Here is a 22,795-nt window from a genome sequence, read left to right on the forward strand (position 1 = left end):
ATGCCGCCGTTGACGGTAGCGGGCGAACTCCAACTCCCGCCAGCCCAGGTTGATGTATGTGGATAAATTCCGGCACTTCGGACGGTTACCAGGTAGCGGAATCCGACCCACCTAGGAGCCGGCGGCCTGCTGCGCATCCTCCGGATCCAGGGCCGGCCCGACCGGCAGCAGCGCGACCAGCTCGGCCGGCATCGCGGCCGGGGTGACTCCGTCGTAACCGAATTTGGCCAGCACGTCCCGGCTGCCCAGCGGATACCGGACACCGAGGTCGGAGATGATGCTCAGCGCACCGCTCGGGTCACCCGGCGACGCGACGGCCGTCACGAGCGCGCCGCGACCCGCGACCACGACCTGGTCGGCCAGGAGCACGCCGCTGCCGGTACGTGTCGGCGTCGTCGCCGCGCCGCTCTGGTCGGGCAGCCTGGGATCGACCAGGACCTTGCTGACGCCCTTGGCGTCCGGGATCGACGCGCACACCGAGCCGGCGGTCCGGATCTCCGGGGCCACCGTGAACGGCGGGGCGGAGGAGAGCCCCGTATGGGACTGGACCGCCGAGCTGTAGTCGGGCAGTTCGGTGTCGAGGCCCTGCGGGCCCTTGGGCGTCTCCGGGTCGGCGAGGAGCAGCTTCGCCTGCGCGTCGGTGATCTCGGCGAGCCCGTCGGCGAGCGCGACGGCGTACCGGACCGCCTGGCCGTTGTTCCTGAGGTGGTACACCTGGCCCACCTTCGCGCCGGGCAGCGCCGGCGACTTCCCACCGCGCCCCGGGATCGACGGCGGCCGCAGGTCGGGACCGGACGGCAGCACGTTGATCAGGGCGGGCGAGACCGGCAGGACCGGCTTCGCGCTCCAGAAGAACGCCTTTGCCACCAGCTCGGGCTGTACGAGCTGGTAGCGGTGGTTGTCGTACACGAGATAGCGCCGGCTGTCCGGAGTGGAGACCAGCAGCCCGTCAGGTGAGTTCCCGCCGCGGGCGGGCGCCAGCGCCTGGCCCCCGTCGACCGCCCCGCCGACGTACAGCACCGACCGTGGGCTCGCGGCACCGGTGTTCCCCGCCGCGTCCGACGCCTTCTGCGAACACAGCGTCCACGGCGGCCGGGCGAGGTGATGCTGGTCGGGCAGCGAGTCCGGCGCGCCCTGGATCCCCATGGGCGCGCCGAGCTGGGCCCGGTCGATCGCGGAACGTGACCAGGTGACGACGGTGGGACGGGCGGCGTCGGCGAGCAGGAGCGCGGAGGTGTAGTTGATGACCGGATGGAGCTTCTGGTCGCCTTTGTAGTAGACGTACCGCGCGCCGGAATCCTTCTCGATGATCACCTGGCCTGCCTTGCGCCAGTCGCCGCCGCCTCCCGCGTACACCCCGTACAGGGCCGCACCGGCCAGCGCGAGCGCCGCGACGATCGCGCCCGCCATGGTCGCCCCGGCAACCCGGCGAAAGGGCGACTGTGCGGGGTCGGTCTCCCGCATGACGAGTGCCGCAACGACGCGCTGCACCGAGAACTGGTAGGAGTGCAGCTGATCCTGGCGCGATGGCATCGATCCTCCCCGTAGGCTCGCCCCCTCTGACAGACGGCCGAGCCATACGATAAGCGCCCGGGTGAGATGGCGGGAGGTCGCACGGTGTCGATGGGTGCCGGCCTTCGTGCGCCCCGCCGTCATGGCACCCTGTTCGGGCTGGGTGGCGGCCAACTGGTGGCGGTCGAGATCGCGGCCGCGCTGGTGCTCGCCACGGTTGGCGCGGCGCCCTGGCTGCTGGCCGCCGCTCCGGTGGCGCTCGTCATTCTGGTGGCGGCCCTCGGCCGGTTCAGGGAGCACTGGATCTACGAGTGGCTGACCCTCGGCACGCGTTATCTGGGCCGCCGACGTGTCCTGGCGCCGGGTGCCGACGCCCGGGCCCTACTCGCTCTGGTCCGCCCGGACGCGATCGTGACCAGCATCGACGCCGATGGCGCCAGAACGGGGGTCATCGAGGACGCGTACGGCCTGACCGCCGTGCTCGAACTCGGCGACCCGGCTGCCCTGCTCGGCGAGGCCGCACCGCTGGCCCCGCCGCCGGCGGAGCTACTGCACCCGCCGAACGCCGACCAGCCGCGGGTACGGCTGCAACTGCTCCTCTCCGCGCTTCCGGCTCCGGGGCCGCACACCGGACCGGGCTCGCCGTCCACCTCCTACCGGCAGCTCACCGAGGGCCGCGTACCCGCCTCGCAACGGGCGTTCCTGGCCGTCCAGGTCCGTCGCGTCGGCGGCTTCGGCGAGGCCGATCTGCGCCGCGCGCTGTCGAGCGCGGTCCGTCGGGTATGCCGCCGGTTCGCGCACGACGGCCTGCCGTGCCGGGCCCTCAACCCGGAGGCCGCGCTGCGGGCGCTCGGCGAACTGGCCCATCTCGGCGGGGCCGACGGGCTGCGGGAGGAGTGGGCGGCGGTGGGCACGGGTGGCCTGCGTCAGGTGAGCTTGCTGCTGCGCCGGTGGCCGGACGTCGGCGGTGATCCGGGACGTTCGCTGCTGGCCCACGTGCTGGCCCTGCCGGGCGCGGCGACGGCCGTCTCGCTGGCCGTCGAGCGGCCGGACGCCGACGAGGTACGGGTCGAGCTGGTCGTTCGGCTCGCCTCCCCCGGACCGCAGAGCCAGGCGGTCGCGCTGGCCGCCCTCCGGCGACTGCTGAGAGCATCCGGTACGCGGGCCCGACGGCTGGACGGAACGCAGCTCGCCGGCCTCGCCGCGACCCTCCCCCTCGGCGGCGCGGTCGATCCGGCCACCGGCTTCCTGGCCGATCTGTTGGACCGGTCAGCAGGCGCGGCGGTCGCCGACGGCGTGGGGCTGCGGACCTCGCCTCAGCTGCTCGCCGGCCTGGAGCTGCCGCCGTGCGGCGACGGACTGGCGATGGGTGTCAACCGGCACGGCGAGCCCACTCCCGTCCGCCTGTTCCGGTCGGAGCCCACCCGGGTGGCCCTGTTCGGATTGCGCTACGCGCAACTGCTGGCGCTACGGGCCCTGGCGCTCGGTGCCCGGGTCGTGGTGTGGACCGGCCGGCCGCAGGCCTGGGAAGCGTTCGCGCGCGGTGTGAGCGGGTCCGGCGACGCCCTGGCGGTCCTGCCCACGAACCGGGCGCTCGAGCTGGGGCCGGCGAGCCCGCTGCTGCCCCAGCTGGTCATTGTGGATGCCGGCGGGACGGACAGCGTCGGCGCTGCCGTCAGGTAGGGCTCCTGGCGCGCCGTGATGCTGCTGCGAGACGAGCTCACACCGCAGGACGCCGACGTCCTGGCCCGCGCCGACGTGGCGCTGCTGCCGCCGCTGTCGGCGCCGGAGGCCGAGGTCGCGGCCCGCGCGCTGGGGCGGGACCAGCTGGCGGACCACCTGCCCCGGATACGCCCGGACCTGATCGGCGTCGTCGCGGGCAGGCAGGCGCTTCGATGGACTCAGCTGTCGGTGACGGCGATCGAGCATCAGTTGATCGGTCCGATCAGCCGCTGAGCAGGAGGATGTGTCGGTGTCGGCACCGCGCCGCTGGCGCGGACATGCGACGATCACCGGCATGGGCATCCTCATCCGGCTCGCCGTCAGCGCGGCGGCGCTGTGGGTCTCGACACTGCTCCTCAAGGGCATCACCCTCGGCCAGGTCAGCACGGTGAAGAAGATCGGCGTCCTGCTCGCGGTCGCGGCGATCTTCGGCTTGATCAACGCCGTTCTGCGACCGATCATCAAGACGGTCGGCTGCGGGGTGTACGTGCTCACCCTGGGCCTGGCCGCCCTCGTGGTCAACGGGCTGTTGTTCCTGCTCACAAGCTGGATCGCCGGCCGGCTCGGCCTGCCGTTCCACGTTGACAGGTTCTGGCCGACGGCGGTGGTGGGCGCGCTGCTCGTCAGCGTCATCAGCTGGGTGCTCAACCTCGTCATCCCCGACGGCCGCGAGGACTGACTCACAGCCTTGTCATTACCGATTTTGATTCGCGCCCCTTACCGATACGGTTGACGCGTGAATCAGGTGCGCCGGGGCTACATCTTCGGATTTCTCGCATATGCGGCCTGGGGCTTCTTCCCGCTGTACTGGAAGCTCCTCAAGCCGGCCGGTGCGCTTGAGATCCTGGCGCACCGGGTCGTGTGGTCGGCGGTGTTCGTCACGCTCCTGCTGGTGGCGATGCGCAACTGGCGCTTCGTCGCGGTGCTCGCCCGTCGCCCGCGTACGCTCGCCGGCATCGCCGGGGCCGCCGTGTTCATCGCGATCAACTGGGGGATGTACATCTACGGCGTGAACTCCTCCCACGTGGTGGAGACGTCGCTCGGCTACTTCATCAACCCGCTCGTCACCGTGCTGCTCGGCGTCGTCGTGCTACGCGAACGGCTCCGGCCGACGCAGTGGATCGCCATCGCCGTCGGCGCCGTCGCCGTGATCGTCCTGACCGTCGACTACGGCCGGCCACCGTGGATCGCGCTGACGCTCGCAGCCAGCTTCGCCCTTTACGGGCTGATGAAGAAGAGCCTGGCGCTGCCCGCGGCGGAGGGGCTGTTCCTGGAGTCGTTGACGCTCACCGTCCCGGCACTGGTCTACCTGGGCTGGCTGGTGAGCCGCGACCGCTCGACGTTCGGGCACGTGTCGGCGCTCCAGACCACCATGCTGGTCCTCGCGGGCGCGGTCACCGCGATCCCGCTGCTGCTGTTCGCCGGGGCCGCCAACCGGATCCCGCTGACCGGGCTGGGCCTGCTGCAGTACCTGACCCCGATCCTGCAGCTCGGCTGCGGCGTGTTGGTCTTCCACGAACCGATGCCGCCGGCCCAGCTGGCCGGGTTCGCCCTGGTGTGGCTGGCGCTCGTCGTGTTCACCTGGGACGGGATCCGCCACGCCCGGCGCACCCGCAAGCGGGCCGGCGCGGATACCGAGACGGCGGCGGAGGCGGTCGCCACGACGGCAACCACCTCCTGACGCCGTCAGGCCTGCTCGTACACGAGCAGGGACGTGTTGTCCCCCTTGCTGATCTCGACCTTGCCGATGTCGGACGGGGCGTACCGGGTGGCGGCCGAGAGCGTGACGTCGTCGCCGTGCGCGGCCGTCCACGTTGACACCTGCTCCGGCTCTCCGCCGCTCTTCGGGTACACGACCATCTTCAGCCACCACCGGTGGCCGGGGGTGCCGCCGCTGTAGGCGCAGTGCATCCGGATCTCGGTGCCGCCGACGAACGGGGTGAGCCCCACCTGGGCGGTGATGGGCACCGAGTCCGCCACCGGTCGCATGGCGGCCATCTGCGCCGGGCGCGGCTCGGAGGCCACGCCGAACACCCTGGCCCCGACCAGCACTCCGAGCGCCAGGCAGGCGGCCGCGGCCAGGCCGGCGGTGACGGCCCGCCAGCGCTGTCGCCTGCGCTGGGTACCCCGCTGCTGCGAACGGCTGCCGGAGTACGCGGGAGCCCGTTCAGCGGGGTTGGAGCGGGGCACCGACGGCAACGGGCGCACCGGTGCGGGCCTGTCGTAACGGGTACCTACGGGCATCTCGGCCGGGTGCGGGCCGACGGTGCGCCCGATCGCCTCGACCTCGGCGGGCTCGAGCTGAGCGAGCATGTCGGGCAGGCCGGCGAAGTCGGCCACCTCCCGCCGGCAGACCGCGCAGATCTCGAGATGCCGCTCGTACGCCGCGTGGTCTGCGGGGTCGAGAATGCCGAGGACGTATGCGCCTGACTCGATCACCTGGTCACACGTCACGACGTCACTCCCAGTTCTTCGAGAATGAGCTTGAGCGAGCGCAGCGCGTAGTACGTACGGGACTTGACGGTGCCGGGAGGCACGCCCAGGCGGCTCGCCGCCTCGTTGACCGACCGCCCCTGGTAGTAGCACTCCACGAGGACCTCCCGATGCTGCGGTGAGAGGCGGGCCAGCGCCTCCGACACGATCCACGAGTCGACCGCACGGTCGGTCTCGTCCGTTGTCGGCAGCTCCGGTGGCGCGTCGGTGATGACCTCACCGACCCGCGCCGACCGCCGCCGCCAGTTGTCTATCGCCAGGTTGCGGGCCGTGGTGAACAACCAGGCCCGCACCGAGCCGCGCGTGGGATCGAGCGCTTCGGGATGCTGCCATGCTCGCAGCAGCGTCTCCTGCACCAGATCCTCCGCACGCTGTCGGTCTCCCCCATTCAGGCGGAGAGCGTGCGCGTACAACGCCTCGCCATGCTCAGCGTGCAGCGCGCGTAGCTGATCGGCGTCCTCGTCGCCCACGCCAGGCATCCTTCCACCCTCGTCTTCAAGCACGTAGGTAGCGCCGGATCGGTTCAACGTGGAGTAAAAGTTCTCCACGCCTTCCCTTAAGCTTCCGAGCGCACTCGGTCGCAAGGAGTCTTCCAGGTCTCGCCGATCTTCGGCAGTGATGGCGATCGCTGGCGTGCGCGAGGCGGAACTCGCCCCGATCCTTGCGCGAGACGGAAGGCGCCCCGGTCCTTGCGCGGGGTGGACGCCGCTCTAGTCCTTGAGCACCTCGGCTACGGCGGCGGCGGTCGCGAGCAGGCGCGTACGCACGATGCGGGCGGACGTCATCAACTCCCCGGCGGGCAGGGTGCACTGGAGCACCACCCTGCGCTCCGGGTCCCGGTCGCTGACGGCGAGCACGGCCGCACAGGCCAGACCGTTGCGGTACTGGTTGATCTCGATCTGCATTCCGCGCCGCTCACCGGCCGTCAGGTCGGCCTCGAACGCCTCGGGCGAGGTGATCGTCTGCGGGGTGTAGGCCGGCATGCCGGCCTCCTTGAGGAACCTGGCGCGCTGCTCGCTGCTCAGCGTCGCGAGCAGCGCCTTCCCCATGGCGAGGGCGTGCGCGCCGTCGTCGAATCCCGGGATGAGGTCGTCGACGTACGGTGAGCGCGGCCCTTCGGCCGCGGCCGTGATGGTCGGCCGGTTGCCGACGAACCTGGCCAGGTGGTGGCTGTAGCCGGTCTCGGCGGCCGCCCGCCGGAGCGCCTCGCTCACCGCGGCCGGCCCGCGGAACGCCACGACCAGTTCCCGGAACCGGTCGGCGACCTCCAGGCCCACCACGTACGTGCCATCCTCACGCCGGATCACGTACCCCTCGTACGCGAGGGTGCGTACAAGGTGGTAGGTCGTCGCGACGGTGAGCTGACAGCGACGTGCCACCTGCTTGACAGTGAGCCCTCGTTCGGACTGGCCGACCGCCTCGAGGACCCGCAGCGCGCGCGACACGCTGCGGATCAGATCCGAGGGCTCCGCCTGTGGATCTCGCACCGCTCCGCCTCCCCAGCCGCAGCAGCAACAGGATTTACACCATATGAAATTGGTCAGCGCACCGGAAACCTTTCGGCCGACAAAAGGGTGAGGTACAGGGACCTAAAGGGCCAGAAAGTTCCGCAACCAGGTGACAGAGCAGCCAATACTCAAAGCGACACGTCAGGAACACCGTGTGCACATCTGCGAAATCGCCTTCACGGCCGCAGCCGTTTAGGTAACGGCGATCTCGCTCGTGAGTGACCCTCGTCAGCCGCCAGTATGCGTCACGATCGCTTGCACTGCGCGGCGTTCAACCGCGCCGGCGCCCGGCCGCAGACGCGAAGCTGGCCGGACCACGGCGGTCCGGCCAGCTTCGATGTGGACATCGTGGACGGCTACGGGCCAGTGCAACCCGACCGTTCCACAGTGGATCAGCCCGTGCGCTCCACGATGAAGTCGCACAGCGACTCGAGGGCTCGGCGCGCCGGCTCGTCCGGCAGCACCGCCAGCGACGAACGGGCGCGATCGGCGTACGCGCGGACCGTGTCGCGGGCCTGCGCGAACGCGGGAGACTCCCGCAGCAGTCGCAGCGCCTCCGCGTGCAACGCGTCGTCGGTGATCGGGCCGGTCGCCAGGATCTCGCGCAGCCGGACGGACGGCCCGTCCCGGTCGGTGGACGCCAGCGCGTACAGCACCGGAAGCGTCGGCACGCCTTCCCGCAGGTCGGTGCCTGGTGTCTTACCCGACTGCTCCGACTCCGAGGCGATGTCGAGCAGGTCGTCGGAGAGCTGGAAGGCGACGCCGATGGTCTCGCCGTACTCCGCCAGGGCCTCGACCTGCTCCGGCGTCACGCCGCCGAACATTCCGCCGAACCGGGCGCTGGTCGCGATCAGCGAGCCGGTCTTCTGCGCGATGACGCGCAGGTGGTGGCGGAGCTTGTCCTCCCCGCCGTGCGGGCCCGAAGTCTCGGCGATCTGGCCGTGCACCAGCCGGGAGAACGTCTCCGCCTGGATGAGCACCGCCTCCGGGCCGAGCTCCGCCGCCACGCTGGCCGCCCGGGAGAACAGGTAGTCCCCGACGAGGATCGCCAGGGCGTTGCCCCAGCGGGAGTTGACCGACGGCGCGCCCCGGCGTACCGGCGCCTCGTCCATGACGTCGTCGTGGTACAGCGAAGCGAGGTGCGTCAGCTCGACGACGATCGCCGCCTTGACCACCTCTGGCGAGGTCGGGTCGCCGAAATGGGCGGCGAGCGCCACCAGCAGCGGCCGGAACCGCTTGCCGCCGGCCTCGACCAGGTGCCGCGCGGCGGTCGACACCAGCGGATCCGCGCTGACCACCGCTTGGCGGAGCTCGCCCTCGACAGCCTCCAGGACACGGCCGACGCCGGCCTCCAGGCCGGCGTCGGCGAAATCAACGCCGATAGACGTTCGTGCCGTCCGTTCGGTTTCCGTACCCGCCACGCCCATCACGATCCCACACCACTCCCCGTACCCCGTGCTCGCACTCAGCGAATGAACTCGGCCGCTTTTGTCGTGATTGGGAGCAGCAACGTCGGCGCAACACCCAGCACCAGCGTCGCGAGAGTACCGATCATGAGCGCCGCGGACGTCAACGCGCCCGGGATGGACACGGTCGGCGTCGTCTCAGCCGGCTCCGACAGCCACATCAGCACGACCACCCGCAGGTACGGGAAGGCCAGGATCGCGCTCGACAGGACACCGGCGATCACCAGCCACGCCTGTCCGCCGCTGATGCCCGCCGCGAACACGCCGAACTTCGCGGTGAAGCCGCTGGTGAGCGGGATGCCGGCGAAGGCGAGCAGGAGGAACGTGAACACGCTGGCAAGCAGCGGGGAGCGCTTGCCGAGCCCGGCCCACCGCGACAGGTGCGTCGCCTCGCCGTCGGCGTCACGGACGAGGGTGACGACCCCGAACGCGGCGAGCACGGTGAAGCCGTAGGCGACCAGGTAGAACAGCGAGCTGGACAGGCCGTCCTTGTTCAGCGCCACGGCGCCGATCAGCAGGTACCCGGCGTTCGCGATGGACGAGTAGGCCAGCAGCCGCTTGATGTCGGTCTGCGTGACCGCCAGGATCGCGCCCACGAGCATCGTCAGGACCGCGATCGTGCCGATCACCGGCTGGAAGTCCCACTGCGCCCGCTGGAACGCCACGTACAGCACCCGCAGCAGCCCACCGAACGCGGCGACCTTCGTGCACGCGGCCATGAGCGCCGTCACCGGCGTCGGCGCGCCCTGGTAGACGTCCGGCGTCCACAGGTGGAACGGCACCGCGGCCGCCTTGAACAGCAGGCCGATCGCGAGCATCGCGATGCCGACGTACAGCAGGACCGGGCTCATCGACGAGCCGATGATCGCCTGGTCGATGCTCTTGAAGTCGACCCGGCCGGCGAAGCCGTAGATCATCGCGATGCCGAACAGGAAGAACGCCGAGGCGAACGAGCCGAGAAGGAAGTACTTCATCGCCGCCTCCTGGCTGAGCAGGCGCCGGCGGCGGGCCAGCGCGCACAGCAGGTACAGCGGCAGCGAGAAGACCTCGAGGGCGACGAACATCGTCAGCAGGTCGTTGGCGGTGGTGAAAAGCATCATGCCGCCGAGGGCGAACAGCGTCAGCGGGAAGACCTCGCTGGCGCCCTCCGCCGTGGCGGCCTGCGCCCGGTCGGCCTCGGTGTTGGCGGTCACCGCCGCCTGCGCCACGAACGGCCCACCGCGCTCCAGCGTGCGCTCACCGATGAGCAGCAGCGCCACGATGCCGAGGACCAGGATCGAACCCTGCAGGAACAGCGACGGGCCGTCGACCGCGATGGCGCCGCCCGCGGTGAGGGTCCGCTTGCTCGCCGTCCAGATCACCACGACCAGCGCGGCGACCAGGCCCATCAGGGTCAGCGGCAGCTGGATGCGGGCCCGGCGGAAACGCCGGAACACGGCCTCCACGAGCACGCCCAGGCACGCGACACCGAACAGGATCAGCATCGGCGCGAGAGCCGCGTAGTCGATCGGCGGGAGTTGGAACGGCTGGTCCTGCCCTGGCGTCTGGGCCAGCGGTACGAGCGCGTGAACCGGGCTCACTTGCCCGCCTCCTTGTTTACTGCGACCGCGGTCGGAGCCGGGTCGCTCTTACCGACATCGGAGAGCGTGGCCTTGACCGCCGGGTTGATGACGTCGAGCACCGGCTTCGGATAGAAGCCGAGAACCAGGATCAGCGCGATCAGCGGGGTGACCACCACGGCCTCCCGCGCCGACAGCCGCCGCTTCATGCCCTCGACCTGCTCGAGAGCGGGGTTCGGGGTGCCCTGGATGGTGCGCTGGTACATCCACAGCACGTACCCGGCGGCAAGGATGATGCCGAGCGTGGCGATGACGGCCACCGTCTTGTTGACGGTGAACGTGCCGACCAGCACCAGGAACTCGGACACGAACGGCGAGGTGCCGGGCAGGGCGAGCGAGGCCATGCCGGCGAAGAAGAACACCCCGGCGAGGACCGGCGCGTACCGGCCGGCGCCGCCGAAGTCGCCGATGAGGGCGCTGCCCCGCCGGGCCACGAGCATGCCGACGACGAGGAACAGCAGGCCGGTGGCGAGGCCGTGGTTGAACATGTACAGCACCGCTCCGCTGGCCGCCTGCGTGGTGAACGCGAAGATGCCGATGCCGATGAAGCCGAAGTGGGCGATCGACGTGTAGCTGACCAGGCGCTTCAGGTCCTTCTGGCCGATCGCGAGCAGGGCGGCGTAGACGACGCCGACCAGCGCGAGCGCCATGCCGAGCGGCGCGAAGTACTTCGAGGCGTTCGGGAACAGCGGCAGGCAGTACCGCAGGATGCCGAAGGTTCCGACCTTGTCCATGACGCCGACGAGCAGGGCCGCCGCACCGGCGGGCGCCGCGCCACCGGCGTCCGGCAGCCAGGTGTGGAATGGGAAGAACGGCGCCTTGATCGCGAACGCGAGGAAGAAGCCGAGGAACAGCCACCGCTCGGTGCCGGTCGCGAACGTCGCGTGCCGCAGGGCCTGCCAGTCGAACGTGTGACCGCCGACGACCCACAGCCCCACCACGGCGGCGAGCATGAACAGGCCGCCCGCCAGCGAGTACAGGAAGAACTTCACCGCCGCGTACTGCCGCTGCTGGCCGCCGTAGGAGCCGATGAGGAAGTACATCGGCACGAGCATGACCTCGAAGAACACGTAGAACAGGAAGACGTCGGCGGCCGCGAAGACGCCGATCATCGTGCTCTCCAGGAACAGGATCAGCGCGAAGTACAGCGGGACGGACCGGCGGCTGCCCTCCGCGTCGTGCCAGGAGGCCAGGATCACCAGCGGTACGAGCAGCGCGATCAGCGCGAGCATGACCAGCGCGATGCCGTCGGTGGCGAACGTGAAGCGCACGCCCCACGTGGGGATCCACGGGTACGACTCGCGGAACTGCATCTGCGGGCCGCCGGCCTTGAAGGCGACCCACATCGCGACGGCCACCGCGAAGACGGCCACCGACCAGACGAAGGCCACGCGCTTCACCAGCGCGGGCTTGTCCTTGGGCAGCAGCGCCACGACGAGGCCACCGACGGCCGGTGCGACCGTCAGGACGGACAAAAACGGAAACGTGCTCATGCCACCGCTCCACCGCTTTTGACAGCACTGCGCTCCGCGGTGCCATGAGGCACAACCGCACTGAGCTTCAAGATTCGCTCGCTACGCTCACTCATCCGAGCGTCACCGCCAGCATGGCCGCTACCACGAGCAGCGCACCTCCGAGGATCGACATGGCGTACGACCGGACGAAGCCGGTCTGGGTGCGGCGCAGCCGCCCGGAGCCGCCGCCGACCGCCGCGGCCAGCCCGTTGACCAGGCCGTCGATACCGCGGTTGTCGAGGAAGACGAGCGCACGGGTCAGGTACTTGCCGGGCATTTCGAAGACGGCCTCGTTGAAGGCGTCCGTGTACAGGTTGTTGCGGGCGGCCGTGACGACCGGGCCGGCCGGCTGCTCCGCCAGGGCCGTGCCCTTGCTGAACAGCGCCCAGGCCAGACCCACGCCGGCGAGGGTGACCAGGATGGTGAAGCCGGTGACCCACCAGTTCTCGCCGTGTTCGACCTGCTCGCCGAAGACCGGGGTCAGCCAGCCGACGACCGAGGTCGCGAGCAGCCCACCGGCGGCGACCGAGCCGACCGCGAGGACGATCAGCGGGATCGTCATGATCTTCGGCGACTCGTGCGGGTGCTTGACGTCCTCGGTCCAGCGCTTGGGCCCGTGGAAGGTCAGCACGAACAGCCGGGTCATGTAGAACGCGGTCAGACCGGAGCCGATCAGCGCGGCGGTGCCCAGCACCCAGCCGAGCCAGCCTTCGTGGTGGTAGGCCGCCACGATGATCGGCTCCTTGGTGAAGAAGCCGGACAGCGGCGGGATACCGATGAGCGCGAGGTACCCGAGGCCCGTCGTCGCCCACGTGATCGGCATGTACTTGCGCAGGCCACCGAAGCGGCGCATGTCGGTCTGGTCGTTCATGCCGTGCATGACCGAACCGGAGCCGAGGAACAGCCCGGCCTTGAAGAAGCCGTGCGCCAGCAGGTGGATCAGGGCGAGCGCGTACGCGACCCCGCCCAGGCCGACGCCGAGGAACATGTACCCGATCTGGCTGACCGTCGACCAGGCGAGCACCCGCTTGATGTCGTCCTTGGCGCAGCCGATGACGCAGCCGATCAGCAACGTCAGCGCGCCGACGCAGACGACCACCGTCTTCGCCGCGTCCGAGGCGTCGAAGATCGGGTGCGAGCGGGCGATGAGGTACACGCCGGCGGTCACCATCGTCGCGGCGTGGATGAGCGCCGACACCGGGGTCGGGCCCTCCATGGCGTCGGGCAGCCACGCCTGCAGCGGGAACTGGCCGGACTTGCCGCACGCGCCGACGAGCAGAAGGATCGCCACCGCGGTCACCGTGCCGGCCGAGAGCTTGTTGACGTTGTTGAACACCTGGTCGTACTGCACGGTGCCGAGCGAGGCGAAGAGCAGGAAGATGCCGATCGCGAAGCCCGCGTCACCGACGCGGTTCATCAGGAAGGCCTTCTTGCCGGCCGTGGCCGCCGACGGGCGCAGGTACCAGAACGAGATGAGCAGGTAGCTGGCGAGGCCCACGCCTTCCCAGCCGAAGTACAGCATCACGTAGTTGTTGCCGAGCACCAGCAGCAGCATGGCCGCGACGAACAGGTTGAAGTACCCGAAGAAGCGCCGCCGGCCCGGGTCGTGCTCCATGTACCCGACCGCGTACAGGTGGATCAGGAAGCCCACGCCGGTGATCAGCAGCACGAACATCGCGGACAGCGGGTCGTACAGCAGGCCGAAGTCGACCCTGAGCCGGCCGACCGGCATGAACTGGAACAGGTTGAGCGACACGCCCTGCCTGTTGTTCATCCCGTGCAACTGGAAGAAGTAGACCAGGCCGAGCACGAACGCCACGCCGACGCTCGCCACGCCGAGGAGGTGTCCCCACTTGTCGGCCCGACGGCCGGCAAGGAGCAGGATCGCGGCGCTGACCAGCGGGATCGCGATGAGTAGCCAGAAGCTGGACAGCGCGCCGCTCGGGGACGCGAAGCTGACCGCTTCAGCCAACGACGTCGTCGGTTGCACCGGTGCCCTCTCAGTACTTCAGCAGGTTGGCGTCGTCAACGCTCGCCGAGCGTCGAGTACGGAAGATCGACATGATGATGGCGAGCCCGACCACGACCTCGGCGGCCGCCACGACCATGACGAAGAACGCCATGATCTGGCCGTCGAGGGTGCCGTTGATGCGGCTGAACGTGACGAGCGCCAGGTTGGCCGCGTTGAGCATCAGTTCGATGCACATGAACAGCACGATGGCGTTGCGCCGGATCAGCACGCCCACGGCGCCGATCGTGAACAGGATCGACGACAGGATGATGTAGTTCGTGGCCGTCACTTTTCCGTACCCTTCGGTGCCGCCTCGGCGGAGGTCAGCTCGCGCGTCGGCAGGATCTTGAAGACGCTGCGGTCGGTCGGTGTCCCGTCGGGCAGCTTGGCCGGCGTGGCGACCGAGTCGGAGGTGGCGAAGACGCCCGGGCCGGGCTTCGGCGCCGGGTAGCTGCCCGGCGCGAACCGCTCGCGCATCAGCTCCACCTGGGTCTTGCGGTCTTCCTTGCGCCGCTCGATGTGGGCCAGCAGCATCGCACCGACGGCCGCGGTGATGAGCAGCGCCGAGGTGACTTCGAACGCGAAGACGTACCGCGTGAACAGCAGCTCCGCCAGGCCCTGCACGTTGCCGCCGCGCTTGCTGTTGGCGCTGGCCAGACCGACCGAGTCGACCGTCCCGAGCGCCCGGAACAGGCCGGTCCCCACCAGGCCCGCGAACCCGATGCCGAGGATGATCGCCGCCATCCGCTGGCCGCGCAGCGTCTCGATCAGCGAGTCCGACGCGTCCCGGCCCACCAGCATGAGCACGAACAGGAACAGCATCATGATCGCGCCGGTGTAGACGATGATCTGCGCGAAGCCGATGAACGGACCGGCCTGCACGATGTAGAACACGCCCAGGCACATCATCGTCACGACCAGGAACAGCGCCGAGTGCACGGCGTTGCGCGCCGCCACCATCCCGATCGCGCAGAGCACGGCGATCGGGGCGAGGATCCAGAAGGCCGTCGCCTCGCCGCCCTTCATCGCGTCCGAGGCCGCGGCGAGGACCAGTTGCTGGGTCATCACTTCTTCCCCTCGTGCGCGGCCTGCGCCGTCTCGATCTGCGCCGGGAAGTCCGACATCGAGTTGCGGACCCGCTCCGCGCCGGCGGACATGCCGGGGTTGGTCAGCGCCCCGACGTAGTAGTCCTTCTCGGACTCGCCCAGCCGCATCGGGTGCGGCGGCTGCTCCATCCCGGGCAGCAGCGGCGCGAGCAGCTGCTCCTTGGTGAAGATCAAGTCCTTGCGGTTGTCGCGGGCCAGCTCGTACTCGTTGCTCATGGTCAGTGACCGGGTCGGGCAGGCCTCGATGCACAGCCCGCAGAAGATGCAGCGGGCGTAGTTGATCTGGTACGTCGCCGCGTAGCGTTCGCCGGGCGAGTACCGCTCCTCGTCGGTGTTGTTGGCGCCCTCGACGTAGATGGCGTCCGCCGGGCAGGCCCACGCGCACAGCTCACAGCCGACGCACTTCTCCAGCCCGTCGGGGTGACGGTTGAGGATGTGCCGGCCGTGGTAGCGGGGAGCCACCGGCTTGCGCTTCTCGGGGTACTCCTCGGTGACGACCTTCTTGAACATGTGCGAGAAGGTGACGCCGAAGCCCTTCAACGTGCCTGTGAACGCGCCCACGACTTATCGGCCTTCCTGCTCGGTGGCGCTGGAGTCGCCGCCCGCGGAGCCGACGGGTACCGGCTCGCGTTCGGCGGTGAGCCTCGGGGCCCGCGGGCTCGGCGGGACCTCGAGGTTCAGCGGTGGTACGGGGAAGCCCTCGGCGCCGCCCACGCGTCCGGCCGGGTCGAGACCCTCCAGGCCGGTGGGTGTCGCCGGCTTCTCCTTGGCCGGCCACAGGACCCAGACGGCCCCGAGCACCACGATCACGGCGGCCGCGATGAACAGCTTGATGTTGGTCTCCAGGCTGGCCCGCTGCAGGGTGCGCAGGCCGGACAGGACCAGGATCCACACCAGGTTGATCGGGATGAGGGCCTTCCAGCCGAACCGCATGAACTGGTCGTAGCGCAGCCGGGGCAGGGTGCCGCGCAGCCACACGAAGACGAACAGCAGGAGCAGCACCTTGATGGTGAACCACAGCACCGGCCACCAGCCGGAGTTGGCGCCCGCCCACACCGTCGTGATCGGCGCGGGGGCCCGCCAGCCGCCGAGGAACAGCGTCGTGCACAGGCCGGAGACGGTGACCATGTTGATGTACTCGGCGAGGAAGAACATCGCGAACTTGAACGACGAGTACTCGGTGTGGAAGCCACCGACCAGCTCCGACTCGGCCTCGGGGAGGTCGAACGGGGCCCGGTTGGTCTCACCGACCGCGGAGACGAAGTAGATCAGGAAGCTGGGGATCAGCAGGATCGCGTACCAGCTCGGCCCGGTGGTGTGCCAGCCGAACAGGTTGATCGCGTTGCCGTGCGCCTGCGCGTCGACGATCTCGCTGGTCGACATGCTGCCGGACTCGACGAAGACCGCCACGATCGACAGGCCCATCGCGACCTCGTACGAGATCATCTGGGCGCTCGAACGCAGACCGCCGAGCAGCGGGTACGTGGAGCCCGAGGCCCAGCCGGCCAGCACCACGCCGTACACGCCCATCGACGAGCAGGCGAGGATCAGCAGGACAGCGACCGGGACGTCGGTCAGCTGGATCGGCGAGTGGTGGCCGAACCATGACACGCTCGGACCCAGCGGCATCACCGCGAAGGCGGTGAAGGCGCAGGTCGCGGAGATGACCGGGGCGATGAAGTACACCACCTTGTCGGCCATCTTCGGGATGATCTCTTCCTTGAGCCCCAGCTTGAGGCCGTCGGCGAGCGACTGCAGCAGACCGAACGGGCCGTTGCGGTTGGGGCCCGGGCGGTGCTGCATGTACGCGACGACCCGGCGTTCGTACCAGATGGTGAACAGGGTCATCACCACGAGGAACGCGAAGATGCCGACGATCTTGACGAGAACCAGCCACCACGGGTCGTGGCCGAACTGGTCCAGTGAGCCGGCTGCGAGCATCACTCGGCACCTCCTGTACTGATCTCGACCTGGGCGCCTGCGGTCACGCCGAGCGTGCGGCGGACCGTGGAGCCGGTCGAGTTGGTCGGCACCCACACCACGCCGTCGACCATGTCGTCGACGAGCAGGGCCGGGAGCGTGATCGCGCCCTGGGCGGAGCGGACGGTGACGGGGTCACCGTCGGCCAGGGCGAGGCCGCTCGCGGTCGCCTTCGACAGCGCGGCCACCACCGGCCGGGCGGTGCCGGCCAGGTACTCGTCGCCGTCCTGCAGCGAACCGAGGTCGAGCAGCTGGTGCCAGGTCGCGAGGACGGCCCGGCCGGAGCCGGCTGCCGGTACGGAGACCTCCGCGGGCGCCACGCGCGGCGGCGCGGGCTGCTCGACCCGGGTGTTCGCGAGGGCGGCGAGCTGGCGGCGCACCTCGACCACGTCGCCGCAGCCGAGCTGGATGCCCATGTCGGCGGCGAGCGCGTCGAGCACGCGGGCGTCGCTCATCGCGGCCGTGCGCAGGACGGCGTCGAACGGGCGGATCCGCCCCTCCCAGTCGACGTAGGCCCCGGCCTTCTCCACGGCGGGAGCGATCGGGAAGACCACGTCGGCGCGCTCGGCCACCGCGGTGCGGCGAAGCTCGATGCTGACCAGGAAACCGACCCGGTCGAGCGCCTCGTCCGCGACCGCCGGCTGCGCCAGGTCGCCGGGGTCGACACCCGCGACGACCAGACCGGCCAGCGCGCCACTGTGCGCCGCCGCGATGATCGCGTCGGCGTCCTTGCCCGGCAGGCTCGGCAGCGTGCCCGGCTCGAGGTCCCAGGCCTGGGCCAGCTCGGCCCGGGCGCCGGTGTCGGCGACCGGACGGGCGCCGGGCAGCAGGTTGGGCAGGCAGCCGGCCTCCACCGCACCCCGGTCGCCGGCGCGACGCGGCACCCAGGCCAGCCGCGCGCCGGTCTCAGCCGCGAGCTTGGCGGCGGCCGACAGGCCACCGGGCACCTCGGCGAGCCGCTCACCGACGAACAGGATCGCACCGGGCTCGCTGAGCGCGGTGCGGACCGCGGCGCTCTCGAGGAGGGCCTCTGCCTCGGTACCAGGGACGGTCGGCAGCACGGTGGCGCCGAACTTCGCATACCCCCGGGTGGTGAACGGGGCGATCGCGATGGACCGCAGCTTGTTCTTGCGCCACGCCTTGCGCAGCCGCAGGAACAGGATCGGGCACTCCTCTTCGGGCTCCAGGCCGACGATCACCGCGGCCGGGGCCTCCTCGACCTCGGCGTAGGTGACCTCGACCCGGCCGGCGACGGAGCTGGCCAGGAACGCCGTCTCCTCGGCCGACAGCGGGCGGGCCCGGAAGTCGATGTCGTTGGTGCCCAGGGCGAGGCGGGCGAACTTGGAGTACGCGTACGCGTCCTCGACGGTGAGCCGGCCGCCGGTGAGGACGCCGACACCGCCGTTGTCGCGGGCCCGGGCGAGCCCCTCGGCCGCCACGCTCAGCGCCTCCGGCCAGCTCGCCTCGCGCAGCTCACCGGTCTTGGCGTCACGCACCAGCGGCACCGTGATCCGGTCGAACGCGTTGGCGTACTGGAAGCCCCAGCGCCCCTTGTCGCAGCTCCACTCCTCGTTGACCTGCGGGTCGTCGCCGGCCAGCCGCCGCATCACCTTGCCGCGGCGGTGGTCGGCGCGCATCGCGCAGCCGGCCGAGCAGTGCTCGCACACGCTCGGCGTGGAGACCAGGTCGAACGGCCGGGCGCGGAAGCGGTACTGCGCGCCGGTCAGCGCGCCGACCGGGCAGATCTGCACGGTGTTGCCGGAGAAGTACGAGTTGAACGGCTCGTCCGCCGCCTCCTCGTCCCCGTTGAAGATGCCGATCTGCTCCGCCGCGCCGCGCTCCATCAGGTCGATGAACTTGTCGCCGGCGATCTCCTCGGAGAACCGGGTGCAGCGCTGGCACAGCACGCACCGCTCCCGGTCCAGGAGCACCTGCGACGAGATGGCCAGGGGCTTTTCGTACTCGCGCTTGTGCTCGTGGAAACGCGACTCGGGCCGGCCGGCGGACATCGCCTGGTTCTGCAGCGGGCACTCGCCGCCCTTGTCGCACATGGGGCAGTCGAGAGGGTGGTTGATCAGGAGGAACTCCATGATCCCCTCTTGCGCCTTCTTGGCGACGTCGGAGGTGAGCTGGGTCTTGACGACCATGCCGTCGGCCACGGTCTGGGTACACGAGGCGACCGGCTTGCGCTGCCCCTCCACCTCGACCAGGCACTGCCGGCAGGCACCGGCCGGCGCCAGCAGCGGATGGTCGCAGAAGCGCGGGATCGCGATGCCCATCTGCTCGGCGACCCGGATCAGCAGCGCGCCCTTGGGCGCCTCCACCTCGATCCCGTCGATCGTCAGCTTGACGGTCTCAGTGGGTTTCTCCACGGAGGTCATTTAGTGCGCACCTACCAGTTCACCCGCGCCGAACATCGGAGCCTTCCGGCCCTCGATGTAGTCCAGGTAGTCCTGCTTGAAGTACTTAAGCGACGACGTCACCGGGCTGGTCGCACCGTCGCCGAGGGCGCAGAACGACCGGCCGAGCAGGTTGTCGCAGGCGTCGAGCAGCGTGTCCAGGTCCTCGTGGGTACCGGCGCCCGACAGGATCCGGCGCAGTACCCGCGCCATCCAGTAGTTGCCCTCCCGACACGGGGTGCACTTGCCGCACGACTCGTGGTGGTAGAACTCGATCCACCGGTAGGTCGCGTAGACCGGGCAGTCCTGGTCGGAGAAGATCTGGACCGCCGTGGTGCCGAGCATCGTGCCCGCCGCCGCCATCGACTCGAAGTCCATCGGGACGTCGAGGTGCTCGGCGGTCAGCAGCGGGGTCGACGACCCGCCCGGGGTCCAGAACCGCAAGCTGTGGCCGTCCTGCATCCCGCCGGCCAGGTCCAGCAGCTCGCGCAGCGTGACGCCGAGCGAGCACTCGTACTGGCCGGGGTTGTTCACCCGGCCGGAGATCGAGTAGATCTTGGGGCCGGGCGACTTCTCGGTGCCCATCGTCTTCCACCAGGCGGCGCCGCCCAGCACGATGTACGGCACGCTGCAGATCGTCTCGACGTTGTTGACGACCGTTGGGGAGGCGTACAGGCCGTGCGTGGCCGGGAACGGCGGCTTGAGGCGGGGCTGACCCCGGTAGCCCTCGAGCGAGTCGAGCAGCGCCGTCTCCTCGCCGCAGATGTACGCGCCGGCGCCGCTGTGCACGACCAGGTCGAGGTCGAACCCGGAACCCAGGATGTTGCGGCCCAGGTAGCCGCGCCGGTACGCCTCGTCGACCGCGTTGCGCAGCCGGCGGGCGGCGTGCATCGCCTCGCCCCGGATGTAGATCGCGGCGAAGTTCGCGCGGATCGCGTACGCGGCGATGATGATGCCCTCGACCAGCGAGTGCGGGTCGGCCATCATCAGCGGCAGGTCCTTGCACGTGCCCGGCTCGCCCTCGTCGGCGTTGACCACCAGGTAGTGCGGCTTGCCGTCGTTCTGCGGGATGAAGCCCCACTTCATGCCGGTGGGGAAGCCGGCGCCGCCGCGGCCGCGCAGTCCGGAGTCCTTGATGAGCTGGATCAGCTCGTCCGGGTGGGCCGCGAACGCCTTGCGCAGGGCGGTGTAGCCGTCCAGCCGCTCGTACACGCCGATCTTCCAGGCGTCCGGCGACAGCCAGCGCTTGGTGAGGACCGGCGTGAGCTTGGCGAGAGCGCCCTGGGATGGGTTACTCACTTGGACTCCTTACCAACCGTCGGCGCATCGCCAGCGGGCTTACCGTCAGAGGCCGGCTTCGGCGCCGCGGGCGGCACCGAGTTACCGGGGCCGGCGCCCTTGTCGTCGCGGCGGGCGATCGGGGTGTTCGGGTCGAAGCCCGGCACCGAGACGCCGAAGCGCTCCGCCAGCCGGCTGCCGGCGAGGGTCGGCTCACCGGCCGGCCCCTCCCCGACCGCGCCGTCGCGGTCCTCGCTCCAGCCGGCCAGCTGCAGCTCGGCCTCCTTGAACGTGCAGAGCCGCGGGCCGCGCGTGGGCTGCGGGCGTTCGCCGTTCTCGAGCTGCTTGACGATCCCCAGCGCCTGGTCGGCGTCGATCTTGTCGAAGAACTCGTAGTTGACCGTCATGACCGGCGCGTAGTCGCAGGCTGCGAGGCACTCCGCGTGCTCCAGCGTGATCCGGCCGTCCTCGGTCGTCTCGTCGTGGCCCACGCCCAGGTGCTCGCTGAGCGCCTGGTACGCCTTGTCGCCGCCGAGCACGCCACACATCGTGTTGGTGCACACGCTGACCAGCCAGTCACCGACCGGCCGGCGCTTGTACATCGTGTAGAAGGTGGCGACCGCCGCGACCTGGGCCTTCGTGATGCCCAGCATCTCGGCGCAGAACGCCATGCCCTCCGGCGAGACGTACCCCTCGACCGACTGCACGAGGTGCAGCATCGGCAGCAGGGCCGAGCGTTCCCGGCCGGCCGGGTAACGGGCCATGATCGCCCGGGCGCGCTCGCGGGTCTCTTCGGTAAAGATGTCGCTCATCGGTCACATCCACCCATCACGGGGTCCAGCGAAGCGCCGCCGGCGATGACGTCGGCGATCAGGGCACCCTCGGCCATCGCGGGGATGGCCTGGAGGTTGACGAAGCTGGGCTCCCGGTAGTGCACCCGGTACGGCCGGGTGCCGCCGTCGGAAACGGCGTGCACCCCCAGCTCGCCGCGGGGCGCTTCGATCTGTACGTACACCTGGCCGGCCGGCACCCGGAAGCCCTCCGTCACCAGCTTGAAGTGGTGGATGAGGGACTCCATCGACTGGCCCATGATCTTGGCGACGTGCTCGAGCGAGTTGCCCATGCCGTCGACCCCGATGGCCAGCTGCGCCGGCCAGGCGATCTTTCGGTCGGCCACCATCACCGGGCCGGGCTCGAGCCGGTCCATGGCCTGCTGGACGATGCGCAGGCTCTGCCGCATCTCGTTCAGCCGGACCTGGTAGCGGCCCCACACGTCGGCGTCGGTGCTGGTCACCACGTCGAAGTCGTAGGTCTCGTAGCCCGCGTACGGCATGGTCTTTCGCAGGTCCCACGGCAGGCCCGCCGAGCGCAGCACCGGACCGGTGACGCCGAGCGCCAGGCAACCGGCGACGTCGAGGACGGCCACCCCCTGGGTCCGCTCCTGCCAGACCTTGTTGCCGGACAGCAGGTCCTCGTACATGTCGATCCGCTTCGGCATGAACTGCAGGAGGTCGCGGATCCGGGCGATCGCCTCGTCCGGCAGGTCCTGCGCCAGCCCGCCCGGCCGGATGTACGCGTTGTTCATGCGCAGTCCGGAGGCGAGCTCGAAGATGTCGAGGATGTACTCCCGCTCGCGGAAGCCGTAGATCATCATCGACAGCGCGCCCAGCTCCATGCCGGTCGTCGCGAGCCACACCAGGTGCGACGAGATCCGGTTGAGCTCCATCATCAGGATCCGGATCGTCTTGGCCCGGTCCGGGATCTGGTCCTCGATGCGCAGCAGCTTCTCCACCGCGAAGGCGTACCCGGCCTCGTTGAACAGCGGAGCCAGGTAGTCCATCCGCGTGACGAACGTGGTGCCCTGCGTCCAGTTGCGGAACTCGAGGTTCTTCTCGATCCCGGTGTGCAGGTACCCGATGACCAGGCGGCACTCTTTGACCGTCTCGCCCTCGAGCTCGAGGATCAGCCGGAGCACGCCGTGGGTCGACGGGTGCTGCGGACCCATGTTGACGACGATCCGCTCGTCGGACAGCGGGTCGGCGCCGCTGACGACGTCGTCCCAGTCGCCACCGGTGACGGTGAAGACCTTGCCTTCGGTCGTTTCACGCGCGCTCGCGTAATCAGTACTCATGCCGTCACCTCGCTTCGCTCGGCGCCGTCATGAGGCACCGAGACACTGAGCTTGCT

The 22,795-nt window shown here is 70.0% G+C and carries 19 protein-coding genes and 1 pseudogene; 4 read left to right on the top strand and 16 right to left on the bottom strand.

Annotation, left to right across the window (positions count from 1 at the left end; translation table 11 throughout):
• Positions 1 to 111: 111 nt before the first annotated feature.
• Entirely contained in the window at positions 112 to 1,533 is a 1,422-nt protein-coding gene (gene eccB, locus HC031_RS02775; RefSeq protein ID WP_167923576.1) for a type VII secretion protein EccB, read from the bottom strand.
• A gap of 90 nt (positions 1,534 to 1,623) precedes the next feature.
• Between eccB and eccE the strand changes: the two genes are divergently transcribed.
• From eccE to rarD, 4 genes are all read left to right on the top strand, one after another.
• The gene (eccE, locus tag HC031_RS02780) at positions 1,624 to 3,195 is read left to right on the top strand and encodes a type VII secretion protein EccE (RefSeq protein WP_240942094.1); all 1,572 of its coding nucleotides are present in this window, start codon (positions 1,624 to 1,626) and stop codon (positions 3,193 to 3,195) included.
• An 18-nt stretch (positions 3,196 to 3,213) separates the two neighbouring features.
• Positions 3,214 to 3,468 carry a hypothetical protein gene (locus tag HC031_RS02785; protein ID WP_167923578.1) on the top strand — a complete coding sequence of 85 codons (255 nt, stop codon included), beginning with the start codon at positions 3,214 to 3,216 and terminating at the stop codon, positions 3,466 to 3,468.
• Between the two features lie 61 nt (positions 3,469 to 3,529).
• Positions 3,530 to 3,913 (top strand): phage holin family protein, encoded by a 384-nt coding sequence (locus tag HC031_RS02790; protein WP_167923995.1) that lies wholly within the window; start codon positions 3,530 to 3,532, stop codon positions 3,911 to 3,913.
• 57 nt (positions 3,914 to 3,970) lie between these two features.
• A complete protein-coding gene (gene rarD / locus HC031_RS02795) occupies positions 3,971 to 4,915 on the top strand; it encodes an EamA family transporter RarD (protein WP_167923579.1) in 945 nt (314 codons plus the stop codon).
• Positions 4,916 to 4,920: 5 nt separating this feature from the next.
• Here the strand turns inward: rarD and HC031_RS02800 are convergent, their stop codons facing one another.
• From HC031_RS02800 to HC031_RS02870, 15 genes and pseudogenes are all read right to left on the bottom strand, one after another.
• Positions 4,921 to 5,688, bottom strand: coding sequence for a zf-HC2 domain-containing protein (locus tag HC031_RS02800; RefSeq protein WP_167923580.1), 768 nt, complete (start codon positions 5,686 to 5,688; stop codon positions 4,921 to 4,923).
• A complete protein-coding gene (locus tag HC031_RS02805) occupies positions 5,685 to 6,197 on the bottom strand; it encodes a sigma-70 family RNA polymerase sigma factor (protein WP_338090452.1) in 513 nt (170 codons plus the stop codon). The genes HC031_RS02800 and HC031_RS02805 overlap by 4 nt, the downstream gene beginning before the upstream one ends.
• Positions 6,198 to 6,437: 240 nt before the next feature.
• Positions 6,438 to 7,214 carry a helix-turn-helix domain-containing protein gene (locus HC031_RS02810; protein WP_167923582.1) on the bottom strand — a complete coding sequence of 259 codons (777 nt, stop codon included), beginning with the start codon at positions 7,212 to 7,214 and terminating at the stop codon, positions 6,438 to 6,440.
• 413 nt (positions 7,215 to 7,627) lie between these two features.
• On the bottom strand, positions 7,628 to 8,662 hold the full coding sequence (locus HC031_RS02815; protein ID WP_167923996.1) for a polyprenyl synthetase family protein: 1,035 nt from the start codon (positions 8,660 to 8,662) through the stop codon (positions 7,628 to 7,630).
• A 38-nt stretch (positions 8,663 to 8,700) separates the two neighbouring features.
• Positions 8,701 to 10,281: an NADH-quinone oxidoreductase subunit NuoN gene (gene nuoN / locus HC031_RS02820; RefSeq protein WP_167923583.1), complete on the bottom strand. Its 1,581-nt coding sequence runs from the start codon at positions 10,279 to 10,281 to the stop codon at positions 8,701 to 8,703.
• Entirely contained in the window at positions 10,278 to 11,813 is a 1,536-nt protein-coding gene (locus HC031_RS02825; protein WP_167923584.1) for an NADH-quinone oxidoreductase subunit M, read from the bottom strand. Before HC031_RS02825 ends, nuoN begins: the two co-directional genes overlap by 4 nt.
• Before the next feature lie 91 nt (positions 11,814 to 11,904).
• Positions 11,905 to 13,773: pseudogene (gene nuoL / locus HC031_RS02830) on the bottom strand (NADH-quinone oxidoreductase subunit L); the annotation flags it as partial.
• Between the two features lie 61 nt (positions 13,774 to 13,834).
• Positions 13,835 to 14,134 carry an NADH-quinone oxidoreductase subunit NuoK gene (gene nuoK, locus HC031_RS02835; protein ID WP_167923585.1) on the bottom strand — a complete coding sequence of 100 codons (300 nt, stop codon included), beginning with the start codon at positions 14,132 to 14,134 and terminating at the stop codon, positions 13,835 to 13,837.
• Positions 14,131 to 14,910: an NADH-quinone oxidoreductase subunit J gene (locus HC031_RS02840; RefSeq protein WP_167923586.1), complete on the bottom strand. Its 780-nt coding sequence runs from the start codon at positions 14,908 to 14,910 to the stop codon at positions 14,131 to 14,133. Before HC031_RS02840 ends, nuoK begins: the two co-directional genes overlap by 4 nt.
• Positions 14,910 to 15,512 carry an NADH-quinone oxidoreductase subunit NuoI gene (gene nuoI, locus HC031_RS02845; protein WP_167923587.1) on the bottom strand — a complete coding sequence of 201 codons (603 nt, stop codon included), beginning with the start codon at positions 15,510 to 15,512 and terminating at the stop codon, positions 14,910 to 14,912. Before nuoI ends, HC031_RS02840 begins: the two co-directional genes overlap by 1 nt.
• A 3-nt stretch (positions 15,513 to 15,515) precedes the next feature.
• A complete protein-coding gene (gene nuoH / locus HC031_RS02850) occupies positions 15,516 to 16,892 on the bottom strand; it encodes an NADH-quinone oxidoreductase subunit NuoH (protein ID WP_167923998.1) in 1,377 nt (458 codons plus the stop codon).
• Positions 16,892 to 19,312: an NADH-quinone oxidoreductase subunit G gene (locus HC031_RS02855; protein ID WP_167923588.1), complete on the bottom strand. Its 2,421-nt coding sequence runs from the start codon at positions 19,310 to 19,312 to the stop codon at positions 16,892 to 16,894. Before HC031_RS02855 ends, nuoH begins: the two co-directional genes overlap by 1 nt.
• Positions 19,313 to 20,629 (bottom strand): NADH-quinone oxidoreductase subunit NuoF, encoded by a 1,317-nt coding sequence (gene nuoF, locus HC031_RS02860; protein WP_167923589.1) that lies wholly within the window; start codon positions 20,627 to 20,629, stop codon positions 19,313 to 19,315.
• Complete coding sequence (gene nuoE / locus HC031_RS02865) at positions 20,626 to 21,420, bottom strand: NADH-quinone oxidoreductase subunit NuoE (protein ID WP_167923590.1); 795 nt, start codon at positions 21,418 to 21,420, stop codon at positions 20,626 to 20,628. The genes nuoF and nuoE overlap by 4 nt, the downstream gene beginning before the upstream one ends.
• Positions 21,417 to 22,739 (bottom strand): NADH-quinone oxidoreductase subunit D, encoded by a 1,323-nt coding sequence (locus HC031_RS02870; protein WP_167923591.1) that lies wholly within the window; start codon positions 22,737 to 22,739, stop codon positions 21,417 to 21,419. Before HC031_RS02870 ends, nuoE begins: the two co-directional genes overlap by 4 nt.
• Between the last annotated feature and the right edge of the window lie 56 nt (positions 22,740 to 22,795).

Source organism: Planosporangium thailandense (assembly GCF_011947195.1).
GTDB classification, from domain to species: Bacteria; Actinomycetota; Actinomycetes; order Mycobacteriales; family Micromonosporaceae; genus Planosporangium; species Planosporangium thailandense.